The following is a 21730-nucleotide window of genomic DNA, read 5'->3' on the forward strand; positions in this document are numbered from 1 at the left end:
CTGCAAAAGCATGGCTATGTCACAAAGCAAACACGGGCTTCAGGGGGCTGGGGATACGAGGCAGGGCAGCAGCCAGTCGGCACTGACATTGGCGGCGCTGGGGGTGGTATTTGGCGATATCGGTACCAGCCCGCTCTATGCGTTCAAGGAGGCTTTTACCGGCGTCCATGGGCTGACGGTGGGCCACGAGAATGTGCTGGCCGCGCTCTCGGCCCTGCTCTGGGCCGTGATCGTCATAGTCGCCATCAAGTATGTGTGGGTTGTGCTCAGCCACGATAACGATGGCGAGGGCGGCGTGCTGGCGCTGACGGCACTGGCCCACCGCGTGATGGGCGATCAGTCGCGCCGCTCGCGCTTTGTGGTCGGGGCCGGCGTGTTTGCGGCCGCGCTGTTCTATGGGGATGCCATCATCACGCCGGCGATTTCCGTGCTCTCTGCCGTGGAGGGCATGAGCATTGCCACGCCGGAGTTCGAGCATTTCATCGTACCTATCACGATAGGCATACTGATCGGACTGTTTTCCATTCAGATGAAGGGCACCAGTGTGGTGGGGAGGCTGTTCGGCCCGGTCACCATTGTCTGGTTCCTCTGCATTGCCTGGGCGGGCGTGGCCAGCATTGTGCAGACGCCCATGGTGCTGCAGGCCGTCAACCCGCTGCATGCGCTTCGCTTCGCCGTGCAACACACGGACAAGGCCTTCTTTCTGCTATCGGCCGTGTTTCTTGCCATGACAGGCGCCGAAGCTCTTTATGCCGATATGGGCCACTTCGGCAGCCGGGCCGTACGTCTGGGCTGGTATGGACTGGTGTTTCCGGCTCTGATGCTCAATTACTTCGGTCAGGGTGCCTTGCTGTTGCGCGATGCGACTGCGGCCAGCAATCCCTTTTTCTTGCTGGCCTCGCCGTCCTGGTTGCTGATTTTTGTGGTGCTGGCCACGGCCGCCACGGTGATTGCCTCTCAGGCGACCATCTCGGGGGCTTATTCCATGACGCTGCAGGCCAACCGTCTGGGGTATCTGCCGCGTGTGCGTGTGTTGCATACCTCCGATCAGGAACAGGGCCAGATCTATATTCCCAGTGTGAACTGGTTGATGCTGCTGGCCGTGATCGCGCTGGTGCTGGCCTTCAAGTCCTCGGGAGCGCTGGCGGCGGCCTATGGCATTGCCGTGTCGGGCACCATGCTGATCACCACCATGCTGGTGGGCTTTGTGGTCTATCTGGGGCGCAGCCGAGCAAGAGCCGTGACACTGGCGGCGCTGGCCTGTTTTGCGGTGCTGGAGATAGGCTTTTTTGCCTCCAACCTGACCAAGCTGGAGCAGGGCGGCTGGCTGCCGCTGACTCTGGGCGCCATCATCTTCATCGCGCTGACCACATGGCGCGACGGTACCCAGCTGGTGGCCGAACATCGCCGTCGCCTTGATATTCCCATGAGCGATCTGATGAGCTCGCCCATGAGCGGCGTGCCGGTGGTGTCCGGCACGGCCGTCTATCTGACTTCCGACCCCAAGCTTGTGCCGAATGCGCTGTTCCACAATCTCAAGCATTTCAAGGTCATGCATGAGCAGACGGTATTTCTCCACGTGATCAACGAGAACACGCCCTATGTGCATGATGGCGAGCGCCTGCAGCTGAAGCCCATGTGCAATGGGGTCTGGGCACTGGACATGCATTTCGGCTTTCGCGAGCAGCCTGATATTCCGGCGGCGCTCCAGCGGATTGCACCGGACGCCGATGGAGAGATACCGAACCTCGACCCCATGACGACCAGCTTCTTTGTGGCCAGGGTGCAGGTGGTGGACGGGCCCGGCGGTCTCTCGGCCTGGCGCTGCGCGCTGTTTGGCTGGATGTCTCGTCAGTCGGCCAGTGCGGCCACTTATTACAAGCTGCCTGCGAACCAGGTGGTGGAGCTGGGCACGCAGGTTGTGCTTTGACGGCTAGGTATGGCTAGCCAGACAGGCGCTGGCTGCTATCTTTTTAGAACGTTACTCGTCCAAAGCGTCCAGAGCGCGAGCCGAGTAGACCATGGCGGCGCCCGCATTCAAGGCCACAGCCACACCCAGGGCTTCGGCAATTTCTTCCCGGCTGGCACCAGCTGCCTTGGCAGCCTTGGTATGCACGGCAATGCAGCCGTCGCAACGCGTGGTCACGCCCACGGCAATGGCAATCAGCTCGCGTGTCTTGGCATCGAGATGGCCGGTCTTCCTGCCCGCACCGGACAAGGCCTTGTAGCCCTCCATGGTGCCTGGGCTCAACTCGGAAAACTCTCCCAGCCTGCCTGCTAATTCCTTGCGGTATTCGTTCCAGTCCAGCATTGCCTGCTCCTTGTTGAATGAAGCATTGATTGTGTGCCACTGTCACCGGGCATTCAAGTCGCAAGCGTTTCGTCCGCTGATCGGCAATCCTGGGTTCGGAGGAGTCTGCAGGGACTTATGGGCTGTATGAAAATACAGGTTTCATGGTCGGCATCCAGCCGTCTTTTCCCCGAGCATTTTGTGAGCGTCACCGTGACCGCATCCCAGGCCGCCATTCTTCCGCCGCACCGCTTCTACTATCTGCACAACTTCCAGCAGGCGCTGGATTGGCTGGCGCAGCGCTATGGAGATCTGCTCAGTGAGCAGGAGGCTGATTTCATTGCCGACTTTGCGCGCTTGCCGCAGAACTCCAGGGCGCTGCTGGTACGCATGCTGATGCGGCGCGGGCCCTGGTTTCGAGCCAGCAAGCTGGCCTACGAGGAGATTCCGGTGACGGGCGACGCCGCAGCACCTTTGCTGGAGCGTGGCTGGCTCAGTACCACCGAGCCCATGGAGGCGGTCGAACTATTCGGCCTGCACACCAAACCCGAGCTGCTTCAGATCTTGACTGGCTTTGAGCTGTGCTCCTCGATGCGCAAGGCCGAGATGCTGCAACTGTTGGCTGAGAGGCAACCCGAGCCTCGGCCGTATGCCGTCTGGCATCCCGAGGCCGTGGAACCTGTCTGGCGCGTCATGGTGGACGAGCTGGGAGAGCGTCTGCGGCTGATGTTCTTTGGCAATCTCTACCAGGACTGGTCGGAGTTCGTGCTGGCCGACCTCGGTATTTTCCGCTACGAGCCGGTGGCGCTGGATGCTGACTCGCGTGCATTTCAGCGCCGCGAAGATCTGGACTTCTATCTGGAGATATCGGCCCGGCGTCGGGACCTCGACGAAGGCGTGGAGCCGGCACAATTGCTGCCTGCGCTTATTGAAAATCATAGCGAGAACCCATGGCTGGACATGCGCCGGGCCAAGGTTCTGCTGAAGCTTGGCCAGATGTGCGAGAGGCTGCAGGACTGGCCGCTGGCGGCTCAGGCCTACACGGCCAGCTGCTATGCGGGTGCACGCCACCGTCATATTCGCGTGCTGGAGCGCATGCAGCGCTTTGATGAGGCACTGGCCCTTGCCAGCCAGGCGCAAGCCGCGCCTGAAAGCGAGGAGGAGCGCCAGCGTGTGGCGCGCATGCTGCCGCGTCTGAGCCGCAGCCTGGGACTGGGGGCCACGGGGCGCCAGCCAGCTCTGGCCCCGGCCGTGGCGGCCCTGCGCAGCGATGTGCTGCTGGACCGACCCGCCCAGCCCATGGCGGTGGAGTACGCGCTGCAAGCCCATTGGCATAGTGCTGATGCGCCCGTGTTCTATGTGGAGAACGCGTTGGTCAACTCGCTATTTGGTCTGCTGTGCTGGCCCGCCATCTTTGCGCCGCTGCCGGGGGCGTTTTTTCATCCCTTCCAGAGTGGGCCGGCCGACCTGGGAGCACCGGATTTTGTGCTGCGCCGCCAGCCTCTGTTTGATGCCTGTCTGGCCGAGCTGGAGGACGGTTGCTACCGGGCCACGATTCGCCAGCGTTTTGTCGACAAGCAAGGGGTTCAGTCACCGTTTGTGTTCTGGGGCTCATTGACGCAAGAGCTGCTGGAGTTGGCGCTCGATTGCATGCCTGCCGCCCATCTGCGGACTCTGTTCACGCGGCTCCTGCTGGACCTGAAGGCCAACCGCACCGGCTTTCCCGATCTGGTGCGCTTCTGGCCCCTGCGGTCCGATGCCGGTTCACGCTATGAGCTGGTGGAAGTCAAAGCGCCGGGTGACAAGCTGCAGGACAACCAGATTCGCTGGCTGGCCTACTGCAAGGAGCAGGGCATTCCTGTGCGCGTCTGTCATGTGCAGTGGCGCGACGAAGGTGGCACGTCATGAAGCCTGCGCTTAGCGTGGCAGTACGCACGCTGTGCGAGTTCACGGCGCGCGGCGGCGATCTGGATCTGCGCTTTACGCCCACGCCCAGTGCGCTGGAGGGCATGGAAGGGCATGCCGTGGTGCAGAAACGGCGTGACAAAGTGGGTGGCTACGAGGCGGAGCTGGCGCTCAGCGGCTGGTTCGAAGAGCTGCAGGTTCGCGGTCGGGCCGATGGCTTTGATGCCATGAAGCAGCAGCTCGAAGAGATCAAGACCTACCGGGGCCGGCTTGACGGCGTGCGTCCCCATCATCGGGCACTGCATTGGGCCCAGGCCAGGGTCTATGGTCATTTGCTGTGTCAGGAGCGCGGTCTTGAGCGGATCAAGCTGGCGCTGGTCTATTTCCAGATCGGCAGCGCAGAGGAGACCGTGCTGGTGGAGGAATGTTCTGCCACCGAACTGCAAGCCTTTTTCGAATCGCAATGTGCCAGCTATCTCGTCTGGGCACGCGGCGAGGCCGCCCACCGTCAGGCGCGTAATGAGGCCATGGTGCAGCTGAGATTTCCCATGCCGGCCTTCAGAGCAGGGCAGCGGGAGCTGGCCGTGGCCGTCTACCGCACGGCCCATGCCAGCGAAGGAGGTCGTTGCCTGATGGTCCAGGCCCCGACCGGTATCGGCAAGACTTTGGCCACGATTTTCCCCTTGCTCAAGAGCATGGGAGCCGTCATGGGCAAGGGGGCCACGGATTCAGCAGGGCTGGACAAGCTGTTCTTCCTTACAGCCAAGGGGACTGGACATGGGCTGGCACTGCACGCACTGTGGCAACTGCAGCAAGCTTTGTCGGCATCGGCATCGGCATCGGCATCGGCATCGGCATCGGCATCGGCATCGGCATCGGCATCGGCATCGGCATCGGTTGTGCCACTGCGTATCCTGGATATGCAAGCGCGCGACAAGACCTGCGAGCATCCCGACAAGGCCTGCCATGGAGAGTCCTGTCCGTTGGCGCGCGGTTTCTTTGACCGACTGCCTGCGGCCAGGCAGCAGGCGCTGCAACTGCCGCTATGGGATGCGCCATCGTTACGGACTCTGGCCCTGGAACATGGCATCTGCCCCTATTACCTGTCGCAGGAGTTGGCGCGCTGGGCCGATGTAGTGGTGGCCGACTACCACTATTACTACGACAGTGCCTCCATGCTCCATGCGCTGGCCTTGCAACAGGAGTGGCGTGTGGGCGTGCTGGTGGACGAGGCGCACAATCTGCTGGAGCGCGCGCGCAGCATGTACACGGCACCGCTGTCCCAGTTTGATCTGGCGCAGGCCCGCCAGGCCGCGACCGGAGCTGTCAAAAAGGCACTCGATGCAATGCAGCGCCAGTGGCAGGCGCTGAACAAGGCCCAGGATCAGGCCAGTTACCAAAGCTACGAGAGCATTCCTGATGCACTGCTGGGTACCGTGCAGCGGGCCGTAGGTGCAATAGCGGATCAGCTGGCTGAGCAGGAGATAGCCGGCCATGCAGCTGCAGTGGGGCAGCCCGCACTTGCCGATGATGCCTTGCTGGGTTTTTACTGGGAACTGCTGCATTTTCAGGCACTGGCCGATCAGTTCGGGCCGCATGCGCTGTTTGATATTCAACTGGCCACGCCGCCGCAGCGTGCGGGCAGAGTGCGTACGCCAGCATCCACGCTGTGCATTCGCAATGTGGTGCCCGCGCCGCATCTGGCGTCACGCCATGAGGCGGCACAGGCCACGGTGCTGTTTTCGGGCACGCTGAGTCCGCCCCAGTTCTACCGGGACCTGCTGGGGCTGCCTGCCGATACTGCCTGGCTGGATGTCCCGTCGCCGTTTGCGGCCCGACAGCTGCAGGTGCATATCGCACGCCATATATCGACACGCTGGCGGGATCGCGAGGCATCGCTGATCCCCATGGCCGAGTTGATCGCGCAGCAATATGCGCGTCAGCCCGGCAACTATCTGTGTTTTCTCAGCAGCTTTGATTATCTGCAGCAATTGGCCGCCACCCTGGAGCGGCTGCAGCCGCAACTGCCGCTGTGGCTGCAGCAGCGTGGCATGGACGAGGCCGGGCGTGCCGAATTCCTGGCCCGCTTTGTCGAGGGTGGTCAGGGCCTGGGGCTGGCCGTGCTGGGCGGGGCATTTTCCGAAGGCGTGGATCTGCCCGGCAGCCGTCTGATCGGTGCTTTTATTGCCACGCTGGGTCTGCCCCAGCTCAATCCTGTCAACGAAGCCATGCAGCGTGCCATGGATCAGGCCATGGGAGTGGGGCTGGGCTATGACTACACCTATCTTTACCCGGGCTTGCGCAAGGTGGTGCAGGCGGCTGGCCGGGTCATACGCGGCGAGAACGATCGTGGCATTCTGGTGCTGATGGACGATCGCTTCGCGCGCGCCGAGGTGCGTGCACTGTTGCCTGCCTGGTGGCAGATCAAAGGGGTCGACCGAGGTTTCTGAACGCATGGTTGCCAGAAACGCTCGCTCACATCTCCGTTTGTAATCCCGCTCGAACGGCTTTCGCCTGCCTTGATACTTGGGGCAAAGGAGAAAAAGGCCATGAATTCCCGCGAAACCTACGACTCTCAAACCCACGCTGAAGGGCAAGAGGGCAGCCAGGGATGGGATGCAATCGATGGGGCGCTGCAGGCGGTTTATGGTGATCAGCAGCCCGCGCATTTCGGGACGCTGATCAAGTTTCGTCTTGGAGGAGAAGAGCCGCTGGACGGCGTCAGCGTCTATCGCAGCGAGCAGGGCGTGCCTCACTGGCACTATGTCAGCTATGGCTTCAGCGACCTGTATGGTGATCTGGACGACAGCTACGACATCGCTCCAGGCAAGCCCAGTGGCTATGGTTTCGAGCTGAGCTTCAGGCTGATGCGTGCCGCCAGCGAGCAGGAGCCGCCTAGTTGGCCTGTTAACTTCTTGCAAAATATTGCTCGATATGTATTTCGCACCGGCAATGTGCTGGCCCCCGGCCACTGGATGACGGCCAGCGGCCCGATCAAGGCTGATGCCGACACGCTGCTGACCGAGATGGGCTTTGTGCAGGATCCCGAGCTGGCGGCCATTCACACGCCCTATGGTGACCTGATGTTTCTGCAGCTGGTGGGGTTGACCAGTGACGAGTTGCGCGAGGTACGCCGCTGGAATGTGCTGGGAGCGCTGCAGTCCCTGCAGAGTTATATGCCGCTGTGGATCACCGATCTGGCCCGGCCCAGTCTGCATGACTTGCCCGATATGCAGGCCGCCATCGATGCCGGGGCGGCAAGAGAAGGCTCCAAGACGTGCGTGCTCTACAACGATGTGCTTGGCTTCAGTCATCGCAAGCGTCTGCTGCGCAGTCCCCAGACCGTGATTCGCCTGGGCAGCCTGGGCGTGCGCGATCTCAAGGCCATGCTGCCTGCTCGCCTGCCCCATGGTCGTCCGCTGATTCTGGCAGGCGATGGTTCCACGCTGGAGTTGGTACCTGCCGGCGACAGTGAAGGCGGGATGCTGGACTGGCATAGCGACCATGAACTCAAGCTCAGCCTGACCCAGGCTCAGATGCAGGCCTGGAAGCAGGCCGTCAAGGGACGCGACGGCGAGTACACCGTGCCCGGACTCGATGGTCTGGTCTGGCAGGTCAAGAGCAGTGTGGTGACGGATAGCCAGGGGCGCGTGACAGGCAGGTACGAAGAGCGCTAGGTACCATGCCATGCATCAAGTAGCTGCATGCGCTTTGGAGCTAGACGCATCAACTGTTCCAGCTCGGAAAACAAATAGCTCTTAACGCATGCGCTCGTCGGAGAGTCTGCCCGGCAACTGATCCAGCCCTCTGGCAAACCAGCCTATGCGTTCTGTCTCGCGCACATCCAGCTGCGGTACATAGGGTTTGATGTCGAGCACGGGCGTGCCATTCAGCATGTCGTTACCGCGGAAATGCAGCCAGCATCCGTCCATGCCAAGCAGCTCGACAATGGACAGACCGATGCGGTTGGGTCTTGCCGGTGCCCTTGTGGCAAAAACGCCATGGCTGCTGGTGTCCATAAAGGGCACGACTTCCAGCTTTTCCGTGGCCTCATGCAGGTGCGTGAGCAGGATCAGGTATTGAAACTCCTGCACATCGCGCAAGCCTGCGGCAAAAGGTGCAAAAACCTCGATCTTTCCCTCATGCTGCTGGGCAGCCACGGTCTGTATGGGCATGCCCACGGCATGCTTGAACGGGCTGTGTACACGGCCTATGGGCTGCAGAACAATGGATTCGTTCATCAGGGCAGCACCGCCAGCACGACCTGAAAAGCCTTGAACAAGGCCGTAGCCGTCCTGCCCACGGCAAGGCCCAGGTTTTCAGTGCTTTCCTGGGTGACCATGGCCACCACCTGCAGGCCCCGGGCATCTATGGTCACTTCGGCATTCACCGCTCCGGGCTTGATTCGGGTGATCTTGCCGTTGAGCTGGTTGCGCGCCGAGAAGCGCACGCCTTCGCAATTTGTCACCACCATCACGGACGGCGCCTTGACCATGGCGATCACCGTACTGCCGGCCTTCAGGCCCAGGCTGACGGCACTGCCATGCGTGATGGTCGCCACCAGCTCCGCATTGTGCTCGGTACGGATCTGGACCTCATCGGTGACGATGCCGTGGCTGATATGGGAGACACTTCCCTTGAACTGGTTGCGTGCACTGCTTTGCATGAGGGTTTCCTGAAAATACCGGCGGGAAGGAAGCTGAATCTATTCTTATAGCACCCGCGCCTGTGCAGTTAAACGCTGCGCAGGCCACGACTGCTTGGACCTTGCCCATAATACCGACTCTGATTTGGGTGCCTGAGGCCAAGAAATGAGTGATCTGAACATCGTGCAATGCACGCACGAACGCCACGCCGCTGCGATTCTGGACATTTTCAACGATGCCATCGTCAATTCCACGGCGCTCTACGACTACCAGCCGCGCACGACACAAAACATGGTCAGCTGGTTCGATGTCAAGCGTGCAGGCGGCTTCCCCGTCATCGGCATTGAGGATGCGCAAGGCCGGTTGCTGGGCTTTTGCAGCTGGGGAGGTTTTCGCGCCTACCCCGCCTATAAGTACACGGTTGAGCATTCGGTCTATGTCCATCCACAGCACCGGGGCCGAGGTTTGGGGCAGCAATTGATGGAACTGCTGATTGCCGAGGCCAGGCAGCGTGGAGATGTGCATGTGCTCGTCGGTGCCATCGACGCCGCCAACGCGGGCAGCATTGCACTGCACAAGCGGTTGGGTTTCGAGTCCGTGGGCCTGATGCCCCAGGTGGGCTTCAAGTTCGGCCGCTGGCTGGATCTGGCCTTCTACCAGCTCACGCTGCAGACGCCGGAACACCCGATCGACGGTTGATTTGCTGTCAAATCAGGAGCATCAATCTTTTCGATAAAAGGATTGATGCTTTTGGGTTTCGGCTCTTGGATACATTCTGTGGCAGACCGGCAATGCCTTGCTCTTGCCATTGTCCAGTTCGACCGCAACTGAGGATTCGGTTTTTTCACTTTTGCCGGAGTGACTACTATGTGGAAACTGGGTCGCGCGCTGTCACGCTTTCGCAAAGAACTGCTGCTCGCCTGGGCCGTGCTGCGCGACCCGCGTTCGCCCAAGGCGGCCAAGCTGGTCACCGTGCTGGCGGCGTTCTATATCGTCAGCCCCATAGATTTCGTACCCGACAGCATTCCCATTCTGGGCTGGCTGGACGATGGCCTGATCGGCTTCTTGCTGCTGCAACTGGCTTTCAGGTTTCTGCCGGCCGAGCTTCTGGCGTCACTGCGCGAACGCGTGGGCACCAAGGTCGGCTAAGTCGCAATCACTACAACCATAGCGACCAGCGCTGATGCATCAGCGCTGGTCGCTTTTTACAAGCCCGCCAGACCTTGGATGCCCAGAAATTGAAACGGTGCCAAGGGCTTGAGTTCTGCCGTGGCATTGCCCGAAGAGGCATGGCTCTGGTCTACGCCCAGCTCAAGCTTCCTGACCTTGTCGGTTTTCGGGTTGAAGTCCAATGCCTTGAGATTCGCCCAGAGGGCATGGGGCGTGGGGTCGATTCGAAAATACACAGCTTGCGCTGGTGCTCTGACACCGTGCTCCAGGAGGGCGAGATATTGGGCTGCTCGCGCGTGCCGGTGTCGTAGGGCACGAAGACATTGGGGATCACACGGAATATGCAGGATGACTGCTTTGATTCTCCAACACGATTTCAGTCGTGGCGATGGCAAGCAACTGGCATACTGAACTCTCATGATCGCAAAGCCCTTGTTCTCCTTTTTGCTGCTGGCGCTGACAGGTCTGGCGGGCTGCAACTCTGGCGAAGCCCAAGCACCTCTGAGCAAACAGGCGCAAGCCACGCGTGATGCAGCGCCGGAGCAGGTCTTCAAGGGCGTGCTGGCAGGCCAGCCGGTGTTCCTTTTGGTCCACGATTGCGAGGTCTTTCTTGTGGAGCCTCTGGAAAAGGGCGAAGTCCGCTGGGAAAAAGTACTGGCGCCCGAGCCATACCCGTTCTTCACCTCCTGCCAGCGTCAATCCATCCGCTATGAGGAAGGCGTGCTTCGGGTCACACTGGGACGCATGGCCTTTGGTGCGGGCGGTTGCTGTGCCACGGGTGGTGACTATCGCTCCACGGACGGAAGAAGCTGGAAAAAGACCTCCTGAACCCCTGAGGTCGAAATCAGGGGCAAGTAGATGAATGGTCCGGGAGCTAGGAGGTGCCTTGAGCATTGCCGAACCGCGGGCAGAATGCACGGCGTTGCACAACCGAGATTCAACCGAGGGCTGGCCTTGCCAGCCGGTAGTGACCGTGACAGGGCCGGTTGCAGCGATCAGAGCGTTGTCAATGTCCATGTTTCAGCGGCGAAGCTCAGCTGGTGCGTCAACTTCAGCGCGCGGAGCAGCATGGTGTCGTGCGAAACGATAATCAGCGTGCCCGCGTATTGGCACAACATGCTCTCCAGCGCCTGCAGGGATGGCAGATCCAGGTGGTTGTCGGGTTCGTCCAGCAGCAGCAATTGCGCCGGCTCGTCACGGTAAAGCGCGCAGGCCATGGCGGCCTTGAGGCGTTCACCACCGCTGAGTTGCCCGCTAGGCTGATCGATATGGCGCGCATCCAGCCCGACTTGTGCCAGTCGCATACGTTGCAGCGACTCGGGCGTGCGCGGACTGGCGGCCAGTAACTGGCTCAGCACCGGTGATTCGGCTTGCAACAGACTCTGGTGCTGGTCCAGCATTGCAAACGGCGTTTTCAGGCAGCACTCGCCCGTCAGCGGTTGCAACTGCCCAGCCAGCAGTTGCAACAGCATGGACTTGCCGCAGCCATTGGGGCCGCTGACGGCCATGCGCTGACCGGCACGCAGCACCAGGTTCAGAGGAGGGTGCGGCTCAACATGGGGCAGTTGCACATCACGCAGCTCGGCAACGATGCGGTCTCCCTGGCTCCTCGGCTCTTGAGGCGCATGCCAGTGGATGCCGTCGGCCTGCCAGTCCACTTGGCGCTGCAGTGCCTCGGCGGCCTCGCGCACGCTTTGGTTCAGGGCTTCGCGCGTTGAGGCCTGTTGGGTGGTCAGCTTGCCGCCCGAACTCTGGGCGCGTTCCTTGTTTGCGTCCAGCAGAATCTTGGCCTGATTGCCGTTCTTTCCCAGCTTTTCACCACGTGCCTGTCTGCGACTCTGGCGTTCCTGCTGCGTGCGCAAGGCTTGCTCGGCGCGGCTGCGTTCCAGCTTGAGGCGGGCCAGCTCGTCTTGTGCATTCTGGCTTTTCTGGCGCTGGACTTCTCTATAGAAAGAGTAGTTTCCGCCATAGATGTTGATTGCGCTGGGGGTCAGTTCCGCAACGGAGTCCATGACCTCCAGCAAGACTCTGTCATGGCTGATCAGCAGCAGGCCGCTGCGCCATTGCTGCAGTTGCTGCGCCAGGGCAGAGCGGTTGGCAGCGTCCAGATGATTGCTGGGCTCGTCCAGAATCAGAAAGTCGGCCTGGGACAGTTGTGCACCCAGCAGTGCCACGCGCATGGCCTGGCCGCCACTGAGCTGGCTGGCAGGTGTTTGCGTTGCCAGCGGAGGCAGGCCGATCCGTTCGAGCTGCATCTGAAACTGCTGACGTATGTCCCAGCGCTCGGCTAGCAGTTCGTAGTCGCTGGCTTCGCAGCTGCCTTGCTCAATACGCTCCAGTGCCAGCAGCGTGTCGCTCAGGCCTGCCAGTGCAGCGATGCTCAGATCTGGACGGGATGCCAGAGGGTTTTGCGGCAGATAGTGAATGCGACCCGCACACGTTACGCCGCCGCAGCCGGGAGGCAGCTCGCCAGCCAGAATGCGGGCCAGTACGGTTTTGCCCACGCCATTGCGGCCCACCAGCGCCGTGCGCTGTGAGCCGAAGCTGCAGCAAAGATTGGAAAAGAGCGGCCGCCCATTGGGCAGCGTGTAGGAGACGCCATGCAGCGTCAGGCGAGCTTCTGTCATAGAACCATGCGATGGGTTGATGCCTAACATCCCCAGGCTGCACATGTGGACGGCAGCGATTGGGAGGAGGGGAGGTGGCCGTCAATCAGACGGCGGCATCAATGGCGCATGGGTGAAGAGCCTCGTTGGAAGGTTGAAGTGATCGATTTTAGGCAGTGCGGCGCTGAGGTCAAGCAAGGCGTGGCGTGGATGCCGCTGCCTGATTGCCGAACTTCGCCAGCACCGCCAGCACGCTGGCGACCGCAGGGTTCAGCGTTGGCAATTGGCGATGGGCGATGGCCATGGGTCGCATCAAGGTGGGTGACAGGTGCCGTATCTGCACGCTGCTCTGTTGTTGCTGCTCTTCCATGGCCTCCAGCGGCAGCAGGGCTGCAGCCTGACCGGCTGCCGCCAGGCTTTTGAGCGCCTCGGTATAGGTCAGCGCAATGAACGGGCGAGGACTCAGTCCTGCCTGACCGAACCAGCCGGCAATCAGTCCATGCATCTGCGTGGCGGACGCAAAGCAGGCCCAGGGGCGACTTGTCAGCCATTCGGGGCTGACCCGTTCGGGGACCTCCCAGGCGGCAGGCAACAGGGCCACCATGGGATCGTTACGCCAGGGCGTGAGCATGATCTCGGCGCTCTCCGCCTGCGGGCTGGCGACCAGGCCGATATCGAGAGTTCCGGCCTTGAGGCGCTGCATGGAGTCGGCTGAGCCCACAGCCTCCAGCTTGATGTCAATGCCCGGGCTGTGACGACTGAGGGCGTCGAGCATCAGCGGAAACAGCCGGATATTGACCCCGGCCGATACGCCTACCTTGACCAGCCCGGCGCGGCCGCTGGCGTGACGCTGCACCTGATCGATCAGGTCGTCGCCGGCCTCGAGCAGCTTGCGTCCTTTCTGCACCAGCACCTGGCCGGCCGATGTCAGCTCCGCCTGGCGCCTGCCGCGCAGCAACAGCGTGGCGTTCACGCGTGCCTCCAACTCCTTGATATGCAGGCTGACCGTGGGTGGTGCCAGATGCAGCGCATGGGCTGCTGCGGCAAAGGTGCCGAGATCGGCGATGGCAATCAGCGTCTGCAGCTGATCGAGGTTCAGGTTTCGCATGGACTTTAAGTCAGATTTTCTGAACTGAATGGTCAGATCATTCAACTTTACAGATGTTTGGCCGCCAAAGACTATTGGTCGACCATGAAAAATCATCGAATTGAAGACCGCGGCGCGGGATATGACGCATTGGATGGCGGGGCTGCAGCTGCGCCCACACACAGGCTTGAAGCGGCAGGGCCCGGGGAGGCCCGCGCATGGCGCTGGCTGGCACAAGTCCGGAATTGGCTGGAGCGCGCCGAGGCGCGAGTAGGGGCGGGCTTCAGAGTGCCACCCAATGGAGGGTGAGGAGGAGGCCGGCATTCTCGGGGATCGATTACTCCTGGCTGCTGTGTGGCATGCTTCTCAGGCGATCTCAGCTTCTGCATATCGGCTGCTCTTCAGCACCAGGCCAGCGCTATATTTGTGGACCGCTGTTTTGCAGAGTCCTTGAGAGCTTATGTTGCTGAAGCAAATTGAATCCGTCGTGCTGTTTGTCCAAGATATTGATGCCACTGCTATCTGGTATGCCGAATTGTTTCAGACCGAGGTGCAATATGAGAATCATCACTACGCTTTTATCCGGACACCGGGTTGCCTGATTGGTTTCCATCCGCAGGACAGTAAGTGTCCGGGGGGAGCCGGCGGGGCGACAGTCTATTGGGAGGTAGCTGATCTGCAGGATGCGATACGGGAACTTGAACAAAGAGGGGCAGTTTTGTACCGAGGTCCTATTGTCACAAGCCTTGGTGCAGTTGCGGCAATGCTGCTTGACCCCTTTGGTTGCACCATAGGGCTGAATCAGTCACACCCTCATTCCGCGCCAGCGCTCCAGACATTGCCAAGCGTCAGCCAGCAGCTGGAGTCGCTGCCTGGCGAATGAGCCATCAAGTCAATGTCGAGCCGAGCATCGATTTGAAGCCTTTCACGAGACTTCTGGATATCAAGGTCAAATGTCAGAATTCCGATGTTGTTGACTTTTGCATCAAGGGAGATCGATGCGTGCACTGGCAGAACTTTTGGAGCGCGACGAGCCGGCCTTGTCGCTGATACAAGCCTGGGCGCAGGACACGAGCATTCCTGTCGAATGTCTTCCTCCGTCGGCTCAGAGAGACTCGGTGTTGCTTGCTTTGCAGGTCACGACACGCTCGCCGCTGGGGGCCATGGCTCATGGAACCGGTGGAATTCTCATCGACGGGGGCTGGCTCAGAATGCTGGGCTCGGGGCATCCCAGGCTCACACGCGATCTCGCGGCGTGGAATCGCGCGCGTAGCAGCGGATTTTTGCTGATTGCCGACGATGCGGTGGGTGGATTCTTTGCCATCAATGGCGGGGCCTTGGGCGAAGATCTGGGGGCTGTCCATTACCTGGCTCCGGACACCTGGGCCTGGGAATCGCTGGAGATGGGGCATACGGCTTTTGTGCAATGGGCTTTCACAGGTGGGCTGCGCGACTTCTACCGTGATTTACGTTGGGAAGGCTGGGAAGCCGAGGTGGCCGGCATGGGGAATGATGCTTGCATGAGCTTCTATCCCTTTCTCTTCACGGAGCAGGGCTCCGTACATTCGAGTGCGCGCAAGCCGGTACCGGCAGCAGAACACTATGCATTCATGAGCAAGAGTGGTTAGAGAGAGCCGGCCTGAGCCAAGACAATGGAGGAGACGTCAGTGGATGTACCGCTTTCTCCGCCTGCGTGCGACCGGCTCAAGCGGCTATCAGCGCTTTTTCCGTGTCGCAACCTCTTGGCGTGCTGTCGCCATTTCAACCAATTGGGCAATCGTGTTGATATTTCTGGCCGTACCTTGGGCAGCTGCTGCAATCCTGAGCTTGGAACTGCCCATTCCTGCACCATAAGCCACATAGATCTCTCGCCGTCCCAACTGAAGTTGTTCGTCCTTGCGGCCTTTGATCTGGGTCAGCGCGTCTGTTGGTGGTGCTTCATCGAGAAAGATGGCAACAGTGCGGTTGCCCGGGGATTCGGGAAAGGGGTTGTTGGCCAGCACCTCCATCATCTCCCGGGCCGTGCGCACGATGACATCCACGGGCTTACCCGCATAACTGGCCAGGCGTCGCTCCAATGTCGACTTGAGCTGCTGCTCGGTGCAATCTGCATCCAGCACCACATTGCCGCTGGCAATATAGGTCTGTACCTGCGCAAACCCTTCGGCCTCGCACATGGACTTCAACTCCGCCATGGGGAGTTTGCCGGTTCCGCCGACATTGACGGCCCGCAGCAGAGCTACATAGATGGGCATGACTGATAAATGGAGCGGATCTCGAAGGGGCAGGCGGAGAAATCCCGTACGATGTGACGGAGCACCAAGGCGCAAAGAGGATGCTAGCGTATCGCAACAGCCCGCGAGATTGGGGTTGCCTGGATGGAGAGGATTCAGGAGGACTTGCAGTCCACAATGGATCAGGCTGAGATGGATTTGTCCTTCCACGAGACAGAAATTCCACAGCAGCACCAACCGTGCTTGGCTTGGGGCAAAGCCCGAGTCATTGCACGGATTGCTGCTGCATTTCACAGAATTCGCCCAGGCTCAGGCTGCCCTTGTGTCCCCCGCCGGGATTGGCCTGAGCGCTTGTCAGTTCGGATAGAGGCTTGCCGTTTGCCTGGACTCGATTGCCTGCTCGAGACTGGTGCCAGAAACGGCCTGCGCGGTAGACGGTGCAGGACTGCCTTGTGTTGAAGCATCCGGCCCATAGTTGTTCCGGCGCTCATCTGCGGTCATGGATTGCGGGCATTTCGAACCCGTGATCTCCAGTGCCACGCGAGCGGCGGGATCCATGCAGTCCATTGCCAGCGAGGCTGCCTTCATGCCCTTGTTCCAGAGCTCACGGCTCATTTTCAGGCGTTTGCAATGCTCGTCCGTCCAGGTGGTGCCGAAGCTCACGCCAAAGCCAGGGCCGTTGGCACTTCCGCTGCTGCTGCCCATGCAGGTGTCATTGCTGGTCGTGAGATTGGGGCCGTTCACGCTGGGAACGTTCTTCACGGTGTAAGTACCGCTGTACTCGACGATGTTCCTGGATGTCCCGGATACCGTGCTGTTCAGATTCTGGGTAGTGGTTCCGCTGGTCGTTATGTTTTGATCCGAGCTTGAAGTCGACCTGCTTTCGATGCTGGATACCGATCGACTGTCCGCCGCAGCAACCGGATTGACGATGGTGATGGACTGATTCTGTTGTGCTCCCACTGCGGAAGAGCTGGAGAGGCTTTGTGCACTGCTATCGGCATTCTGCGCAAAACTGCACAGAGGGACACAAAGGCTTAGCAAGGCTATTGAGGCTTTCATGCTGTTTCTCCTTTGTCCCCGAGTCTTGACTTGGGAGGCCGCAACCCGGGGGCAATACAACTGAGTTCGCGGAGCTTATCTAGTTGGCGGCCGAGTTCGCCCATCCATAAGCATTGCCCGAAGTTCCGCCACCATTGGAGCCTCCGAAGGCTGTACCCAGGCTGAAGCCGGTAGTTGTCGCGTTGCCAACGGAGGAGGCGCCAGAGTTATTGCTGGTCGAGGTTCCTCCCGGCCCCGAGATCGCCTGCGAGTTCGCTCCAAAGTAGGAGTTGGTATGGGCAGTGCTGTTCACCACCGCAATGCCATTGCCGATGGACGCGGTTCCAGCCACATTGTTGGTGCTCGAGTTTGCATAGCCTCCGGCGCCACCGCTGACCAGCTTGCCGGGAGCTTGGCCGAGGTAATTGCTACCTACGTCCGAATGTGCGTTGGCATTGGTGGTTCCGTAGCCGCCGGCAACGCCGCCCCCGCTGGTCGCGGCAAGACTGGTGACGGTTCCTGTGGTGGAGGCGCTTCCTCCGACACTCGATTGGCCCGAGGCCACAGGCCCCCAGGAGCCGGTGGTGCCGGTGCTGGTTCCAAAGCCGCTTGCTTGAGCGCTGGCCGTCGCACTATTGAAGCTCACAGCGCTGCCCGTGCCGGAGCTGGCAGCCGAGGAATAAGTTCCTGAGGACGCATTGGTCCCTGTGTTGGTTGCAGCAGATGCCACACCAGCCAAGGCAGCAACCGCCATGACAATCAAAGACTTTTTCATGATCATTCCTTTGAATAGCGAGTTCTCAGACCACGGGGATGAATTCAGGCGAAAGACCATTTGTCATTGCACAATGATCAATGCCAACCGGAGTTGCGCTTTGGCTTCGCAGATGCCTGTTCCAAAACGTTCTTTCGGTTAATGGCAGTTTCAATAAGCCGGATGAAAACAGAAATACCTTGTTTGGGCACGAAATAGGATTCTGTTGATCTGCTATCGTTATTTGTGCAATTTATTGGAATTCAGAACTGCATTGCTATCAACAATGAAGCGAAATCAGATGATTCCATTATTGTTTTTAAGTGTAATTTTCAAAACAATATAATTGTCTATATTGAGATGGCTGTATACGAATATTTTTCGAGAAGAAGGCAACCTTGTTCTTCTCGACTTTTAATACCAATATTCAGTGGTTTTTAATTGTAAATAATGTACTTTCCAATTCGATTGAATAGTATTTCATGGATTCATTACCATTTTTTTTTTTTTTTTTTTTTTGAGTTTTCGTAGAAGCTGAAAGACGGACATTCAGGAATGGTGCCTGTGGTTTGCCATGTCCGATTTCGGGACGAGCCTAATCCGGCCCCGATTCTTGTTGCAAGCCAATGGGCGGCAATGCGGTTGATCCTCGGCAGGTTCAAGATATCGCCGCGATTTGCTGGCAGTCGTTTCAAGGCCATCCCTCGTAGATGCGAGCGGCGGGAATTTCTGTCCCGATCGCCCGCCGGAGCTTTAGGCCCTTATCAAGCCTTTCTCACTCTCACTGGCAACCCTTGCCTGACCACTGCCCCCGATACCCAGTCGATCCAGACATTGTCCTTTGCAGGTCGGGTCGGATCGGCAAAGCCTAGAGCATTGAGATTCACGCCATTGCCGTGCTGTGGGTTGGCATGGGTGAGCTGGCCGTCAACCTTGTGGGCCACGGTACCCAGTTGCTTGTGACCGTAGCCGTGCTCAATGGCGATCGCACCGGGCGCAATACCAGCGCGTACCAAGGCCACGCCTTGGAGTTTGCCGCCGGGGGTGCTGAGTTCGATGTGGTCGCCATTGGCGATGCCCAGCTTTGCAGCGTCGGCCTTGTTGATGCTCACAGGATTGTGTGGGTGCACCTGGCGCAGGCGTGAGGCGGCGATGGACATGCTGCTCATCAGGTTTGACTTGTAGCTGGTCATGGTCAGCGGCCAGTCTTGTTCGGAAAACACTTGGCGCATGTCCGAGCCGTCGGCCAGGCGCGTGGGGTACCAGGTGGGGCAGCCGCTGTAGCGCTCGCCGGTCATGGAGTGGCGCATCCTGGACAGACCTTCGTGCCAGAAAGTGGCCGGGAACTTGGCCTGCAGCTTGAGCTGGTCGTCCGTCCATGCGTCTTCAACCTTGTCGAAGCGGCCGCCACGGCTCATGACCATGGCGACGCGGCGCACTTCTTCGGGGGCGACACGCTGTTCTAGCGATGGCATCCATTTCTCGAGGCCGGTGATTTTTATGTCGTCATCGCTGGCTTCGGGTACAGGCTTGCCCGCCTGATAGGCGATATTGCACATGCCGCGCAGGTAGAAGTCTTCGGCGTTTTCCAGGTCTAGCAGCTCGCCTTGCTTGGTGCTCATCGCATTCTTGCCAAAACCTGGCAGACCCAATTGCTTGGCCACGGCAAAGATGAAGGTCTCGAAGCTGATGGCCTGGCCGTCTGCCGTTTTGGCCGTGGCGGCTTCTACCGTGGGCCAGCGCACTGTGCTGCTCTTGGCTACGACGTCGGCCCAGGGCGCGCCAATGCCCCAGCTCTCATAGGTGACGGTGTCTGGCACGATGTAGTCGGCCAGAGCAGAGGTCTCGTTGATGAAGGGGTCCACCGAGACAAACAGCGGTAGCTTTTTCACGTCCTTGACCGAGTCTGCCAGCGCATTCTCGAAGCCGCACATGGCGTAGATGGGGTTGCTGATGTGGTTGATCCAGGCCTTGACCGGGTAGGGGTAGCCCAGCATGCCGGCGGCCAGCATCTCGCTGGAAAGGCCGCCAGGCGCAGGATACCAGGGCGCCTTGGCGGGGTAGGGGTTCTGGCCCGCTTCCTTTTTGCGCTTGAATTCGCTGGTCTTTTCGTAAGGGAAGCGGGTGCGCGACAGGGCCACACCCCGGGGTTTGACTGCGCCTTCAAACTGCGCAAAGTTGTATTTCGGTCCCGGGCCAAAGGGGCCGAACGGGCCGGCATCCATGACCCAGCCGCCGCGCACATTGAGGTTGCCGATGAGGTTGTTGAGCATGGCAATGGCATAGGCTGTGTAAAAGCCCGAGCCATTCATGGTGCCGCCGTGCGAGTTGGCCACGGCCTGTTTGCCATGGCTGGTGAATTCGCGCGCCAACTCCTCGATCTCCTTGACCGGCACGCCGCACATAGCTGCGTATTCCTCCAGCGTCTTCCTGCGCGCTTCGGCGCGCAGCTTGACAAAGGCGGTGCAGACGGCCATAGGCGCAGGCTCTTCGGTGGCGCCGACAGCCTTGATGGGTGTGAATTCGCGCTCGGCAACCAGCTCGGCAGGCTGGGCCACGGTATGGGCGGCCAGGCTGCCATCGTTCAGCTGCACCACATATACATCTTCGGCGGGTGTTTTTTCGTCGATAGGATCTGGCATGGGCAGACCAATATCTGCGCCGCGCAGGAACTGGCCGTAGCGCGGATGCTTGGGCTCGTTGACCAGCAAGTGGGTGGCGTTGCTCCAGCTGGCTTCGCCAACGCTAGCCATGGCTGCGGGGCCGGGCTGGGTCAGAAACTGCTTGTCGTAGCGCTCGTTGTCGATGATCCAGCGGATCAGGCCCATGGCCAGTGCCAGGTCGCTGCCGGGTTTGACGGGCAGCCAGCGGTTGTTGTCACCTGCCGCATGACTGGACGAAGTGGGCAGCATGGGCGAGACCACCACGTATCGATAGGTGTTCTCGCCGCGCGAGCGGGCTTCGGCCAGCTCGCGGCCCACGCGCTGGAACGGGTTGCCAGACTGAGCCGGCGAGGTGCCGATGAACAGGCCAAATCGCGAGCTCTTCCAGTCCGGCTTACCGTGGGGCATGCCGGCCATGTCGCCCAGTGCCGCGCCCGTGCCTACCCGGTAGGTCTGGCCGCAGTAAGAGCCGTGGTTGGACACGTTGATGGTGCCGAACGATTGTTTGGCAAAGCGGTTAACCAGCGGAGTACGGCCTTCGTTGGCGGCCTCCGTCACCAGCAATTGGTTGGACTTGGGGCCGTATTCGGGATTGGCTTCATCGATCAGCGTGTTGACGTCGCGGATGGCGCGCAGGCCGTCCACATGGCCTTCGCCGAAGAGATCGCCGCCTTCGCAGATTTCCTGAACCAGCTCTTCGAGCGTGATGCTCTTCCACTGGCCGGAGCCGCGTGGACCGACGCGCTTGAGCGGCTTGAGAACACGGTGCGGTGCTTTTTGGTGCTCGAGCATGGCCGAGCCGCGGGCGCAACTGGTGGCACGTCCTTCCAGACCGTTGTCACCGCCCAGCATGGCATAGACCTCGCGAACCGGTGTTTCCATGGGGGCGGGGTGGGTGGTGGCCAGGGGGTGATAAGGGTTGCCAGCGATACGGATGATACGGTTGTCGGCAGTATCGACGCGCACACGCACGCCGCACTGTGTCCAGCAGCCCAGACACGAGGAGGGGCTGACCACCTGGCCGGGCTGGGTCGTAAGCTTGCCGCTGACGGGGTCTATACGGAATTCGGGCGTCAGCGAGTTGCCGCGCGTGGCACTTTGGGTGGCTTTGCCCGAGCTGCCGGTGATCAGCCCTTTGGCTCCCTTGGCCACGGTTTCGCCATAGCCTGCGGCAAAAGCTGCCAGACCGCCTGCGACGGCGCCGCCGCGCAGCAGCATGCGGCGGCGGTTGGCATCGGTGCGATCGGCCTCGACGTCTTGTGATTGTCCAGGGGAGAGTTTCTTGTCAGTCATTGTCTTGCCCTTTGTGTGAGGGAAGGGCAAGCGCTGCAGCG

19 protein-coding genes are annotated in these 21730 nt (G+C 60.3%); 9 read left to right on the forward strand and 10 right to left on the reverse strand.

From position 1 onward, the window contains the following. The first annotated feature begins 16 nt into the window (after nt 1-16). Nucleotides 17-1930 carry a potassium transporter Kup gene (locus AAIL66_RS04850; protein WP_174447042.1) on the forward strand — a complete coding sequence of 638 codons (1914 nt, stop codon included), beginning with the start codon at nt 17-19 and terminating at the stop codon, nt 1928-1930. A gap of 51 nt (nt 1931-1981) precedes the next feature. Here AAIL66_RS04850 and AAIL66_RS04855 read toward each other — a convergent pair whose 3' ends face one another. Then, nucleotides 1982-2311 carry a carboxymuconolactone decarboxylase family protein gene (locus AAIL66_RS04855; RefSeq protein ID WP_004340750.1) on the reverse strand — a complete coding sequence of 110 codons (330 nt, stop codon included), beginning with the start codon at nt 2309-2311 and terminating at the stop codon, nt 1982-1984. Between the two features lie 126 nt (nt 2312-2437). Here AAIL66_RS04855 and AAIL66_RS04860 point away from each other — a divergent pair, with 126 nt between their 5' ends. The 3 genes from AAIL66_RS04860 to AAIL66_RS04870 all read left to right on the forward strand — a co-directional run bounded on the left by AAIL66_RS04860 (nt 2438) and on the right by AAIL66_RS04870 (nt 7872). Further along, nucleotides 2438-4198: a VRR-NUC domain-containing protein gene (locus tag AAIL66_RS04860; RefSeq protein ID WP_343496138.1), complete on the forward strand. Its 1761-nt coding sequence runs from the start codon at nt 2438-2440 to the stop codon at nt 4196-4198. Next, the gene (locus tag AAIL66_RS04865) at nt 4195-6645 is read left to right on the forward strand and encodes an ATP-dependent DNA helicase (RefSeq protein WP_343496139.1); all 2451 of its coding nucleotides are present in this window, start codon (nt 4195-4197) and stop codon (nt 6643-6645) included. Before AAIL66_RS04860 ends, AAIL66_RS04865 begins: the two co-directional genes overlap by 4 nt. Before the next feature lie 99 nt (nt 6646-6744). Then, the gene (locus tag AAIL66_RS04870) at nt 6745-7872 is read left to right on the forward strand and encodes a suppressor of fused domain protein (protein ID WP_034352524.1); all 1128 of its coding nucleotides are present in this window, start codon (nt 6745-6747) and stop codon (nt 7870-7872) included. Nucleotides 7873-7953: 81 nt separating this feature from the next. On the opposite strand, the gene tsaA is transcribed toward AAIL66_RS04870, so the two are convergent. Then, nucleotides 7954-8436, reverse strand: a complete 483-nt coding sequence (tsaA, locus tag AAIL66_RS04875) for a tRNA (N6-threonylcarbamoyladenosine(37)-N6)-methyltransferase TrmO (RefSeq protein ID WP_034384069.1) — start codon at nt 8434-8436, stop codon at nt 7954-7956. Then, a complete protein-coding gene (locus AAIL66_RS04880; RefSeq protein ID WP_343496140.1) occupies nt 8436-8861 on the reverse strand; it encodes a TOBE domain-containing protein in 426 nt (141 codons plus the stop codon). Before AAIL66_RS04880 ends, tsaA begins: the two co-directional genes overlap by 1 nt. Before the next feature lie 145 nt (nt 8862-9006). Between AAIL66_RS04880 and AAIL66_RS04885 the strand changes: the two genes are divergently transcribed. Beyond that, nucleotides 9007-9540, forward strand: a complete 534-nt coding sequence (locus AAIL66_RS04885) for an N-acetyltransferase family protein (protein WP_343496141.1) — start codon at nt 9007-9009, stop codon at nt 9538-9540. A gap of 168 nt (nt 9541-9708) precedes the next feature. Next, nucleotides 9709-9990 (forward strand): DUF1232 domain-containing protein, encoded by a 282-nt coding sequence (locus AAIL66_RS04890; RefSeq protein ID WP_343496142.1) that lies wholly within the window; start codon nt 9709-9711, stop codon nt 9988-9990. A gap of 56 nt (nt 9991-10046) precedes the next feature. On the opposite strand, the gene AAIL66_RS04895 is transcribed toward AAIL66_RS04890, so the two are convergent. Next, the gene (locus tag AAIL66_RS04895; protein ID WP_343496143.1) at nt 10047-10247 is read right to left on the reverse strand and encodes a hypothetical protein; all 201 of its coding nucleotides are present in this window, start codon (nt 10245-10247) and stop codon (nt 10047-10049) included. Between the two features lie 181 nt (nt 10248-10428). On the opposite strand from AAIL66_RS04895, the gene AAIL66_RS04900 reads away from it, so the two are divergent. Continuing rightward, complete coding sequence (locus AAIL66_RS04900) at nt 10429-10839, forward strand: hypothetical protein (RefSeq protein WP_034352538.1); 411 nt, start codon at nt 10429-10431, stop codon at nt 10837-10839. 167 nt (nt 10840-11006) lie between these two features. Here AAIL66_RS04900 and AAIL66_RS04905 read toward each other — a convergent pair whose 3' ends face one another. Both AAIL66_RS04905 and AAIL66_RS04910 read right to left on the reverse strand, forming a co-directional pair. Next, on the reverse strand, nt 11007-12638 hold the full coding sequence (locus tag AAIL66_RS04905) for an ATP-binding cassette domain-containing protein (protein ID WP_343496144.1): 1632 nt from the start codon (nt 12636-12638) through the stop codon (nt 11007-11009). 169 nt (nt 12639-12807) lie between these two features. Next, complete coding sequence (locus tag AAIL66_RS04910; RefSeq protein ID WP_343496145.1) at nt 12808-13725, reverse strand: LysR family transcriptional regulator; 918 nt, start codon at nt 13723-13725, stop codon at nt 12808-12810. A gap of 439 nt (nt 13726-14164) precedes the next feature. On the opposite strand from AAIL66_RS04910, the gene AAIL66_RS04915 reads away from it, so the two are divergent. Together AAIL66_RS04915 and AAIL66_RS04920 are read left to right on the forward strand one after the other, a co-directional pair. Next, nucleotides 14165-14587, forward strand: coding sequence for a VOC family protein (locus AAIL66_RS04915; protein ID WP_343496146.1), 423 nt, complete (start codon nt 14165-14167; stop codon nt 14585-14587). A gap of 115 nt (nt 14588-14702) precedes the next feature. Next, a complete protein-coding gene (locus AAIL66_RS04920; RefSeq protein ID WP_034352553.1) occupies nt 14703-15332 on the forward strand; it encodes a DUF2625 domain-containing protein in 630 nt (209 codons plus the stop codon). Between the two features lie 87 nt (nt 15333-15419). Here AAIL66_RS04920 and AAIL66_RS04925 read toward each other — a convergent pair whose 3' ends face one another. The 4 genes from AAIL66_RS04925 to AAIL66_RS04940 all read right to left on the reverse strand — a co-directional run bounded on the left by AAIL66_RS04925 (nt 15420) and on the right by AAIL66_RS04940 (nt 21689). Further along, nucleotides 15420-15959, reverse strand: coding sequence for a DUF1697 domain-containing protein (locus AAIL66_RS04925; RefSeq protein ID WP_045838915.1), 540 nt, complete (start codon nt 15957-15959; stop codon nt 15420-15422). Between the two features lie 333 nt (nt 15960-16292). Beyond that, entirely contained in the window at nt 16293-17000 is a 708-nt protein-coding gene (locus AAIL66_RS04930; protein ID WP_343496147.1) for a hypothetical protein, read from the reverse strand. Nucleotides 17001-17079: 79 nt separating this feature from the next. After that, nucleotides 17080-17754: a hypothetical protein gene (locus AAIL66_RS04935; protein WP_034384266.1), complete on the reverse strand. Its 675-nt coding sequence runs from the start codon at nt 17752-17754 to the stop codon at nt 17080-17082. 743 nt (nt 17755-18497) lie between these two features. After that, entirely contained in the window at nt 18498-21689 is a 3192-nt protein-coding gene (locus tag AAIL66_RS04940; RefSeq protein WP_343496148.1) for a tetrathionate reductase subunit A, read from the reverse strand. Nucleotides 21690-21730: the final 41 nt, after the last annotated feature.

It is taken from the genome of Comamonas sp. F1-6, assembly GCF_039581415.1.
In the GTDB taxonomy this organism is placed as follows: Bacteria; Pseudomonadota; Gammaproteobacteria; order Burkholderiales; family Burkholderiaceae_C; genus Comamonas; species Comamonas thiooxydans.

What these genes read in the sequence shown, in the direction of transcription:
- AAIL66_RS04850 (WP_174447042.1), top strand. Translation starts at nt 17, where the DNA reads ATGTCACAAAGCAAACACGGGCTTCAGGGGGCTGGGGATACGAGGCAG.
- AAIL66_RS04855 (WP_004340750.1), bottom strand. Translation starts at nt 2,311, where the DNA reads ATGCTGGACTGGAACGAATACCGCAAGGAATTAGCAGGCAGGCTGGGA.
- AAIL66_RS04860 (WP_343496138.1), top strand. Translation starts at nt 2,438, where the DNA reads ATGAAAATACAGGTTTCATGGTCGGCATCCAGCCGTCTTTTCCCCGAG.
- AAIL66_RS04865 (WP_343496139.1), top strand. Translation starts at nt 4,195, where the DNA reads ATGAAGCCTGCGCTTAGCGTGGCAGTACGCACGCTGTGCGAGTTCACG.
- AAIL66_RS04870 (WP_034352524.1), top strand. Translation starts at nt 6,745, where the DNA reads ATGAATTCCCGCGAAACCTACGACTCTCAAACCCACGCTGAAGGGCAA.
- tsaA (WP_034384069.1), bottom strand. Translation starts at nt 8,436, where the DNA reads ATGAACGAATCCATTGTTCTGCAGCCCATAGGCCGTGTACACAGCCCG.
- AAIL66_RS04880 (WP_343496140.1), bottom strand. Translation starts at nt 8,861, where the DNA reads ATGCAAAGCAGTGCACGCAACCAGTTCAAGGGAAGTGTCTCCCATATC.
- AAIL66_RS04885 (WP_343496141.1), top strand. Translation starts at nt 9,007, where the DNA reads ATGAGTGATCTGAACATCGTGCAATGCACGCACGAACGCCACGCCGCT.
- AAIL66_RS04890 (WP_343496142.1), top strand. Translation starts at nt 9,709, where the DNA reads ATGTGGAAACTGGGTCGCGCGCTGTCACGCTTTCGCAAAGAACTGCTG.
- AAIL66_RS04900 (WP_034352538.1), top strand. Translation starts at nt 10,429, where the DNA reads ATGATCGCAAAGCCCTTGTTCTCCTTTTTGCTGCTGGCGCTGACAGGT.
- AAIL66_RS04905 (WP_343496144.1), bottom strand. Translation starts at nt 12,638, where the DNA reads ATGACAGAAGCTCGCCTGACGCTGCATGGCGTCTCCTACACGCTGCCC.
- AAIL66_RS04910 (WP_343496145.1), bottom strand. Translation starts at nt 13,725, where the DNA reads ATGCGAAACCTGAACCTCGATCAGCTGCAGACGCTGATTGCCATCGCC.
- AAIL66_RS04915 (WP_343496146.1), top strand. Translation starts at nt 14,165, where the DNA reads ATGTTGCTGAAGCAAATTGAATCCGTCGTGCTGTTTGTCCAAGATATT.
- AAIL66_RS04920 (WP_034352553.1), top strand. Translation starts at nt 14,703, where the DNA reads ATGCGTGCACTGGCAGAACTTTTGGAGCGCGACGAGCCGGCCTTGTCG.
- AAIL66_RS04925 (WP_045838915.1), bottom strand. Translation starts at nt 15,959, where the DNA reads ATGCCCATCTATGTAGCTCTGCTGCGGGCCGTCAATGTCGGCGGAACC.
- AAIL66_RS04930 (WP_343496147.1), bottom strand. Translation starts at nt 17,000, where the DNA reads ATGAAAGCCTCAATAGCCTTGCTAAGCCTTTGTGTCCCTCTGTGCAGT.
- AAIL66_RS04935 (WP_034384266.1), bottom strand. Translation starts at nt 17,754, where the DNA reads ATGAAAAAGTCTTTGATTGTCATGGCGGTTGCTGCCTTGGCTGGTGTG.
- AAIL66_RS04940 (WP_343496148.1), bottom strand. Translation starts at nt 21,689, where the DNA reads ATGACTGACAAGAAACTCTCCCCTGGACAATCACAAGACGTCGAGGCC.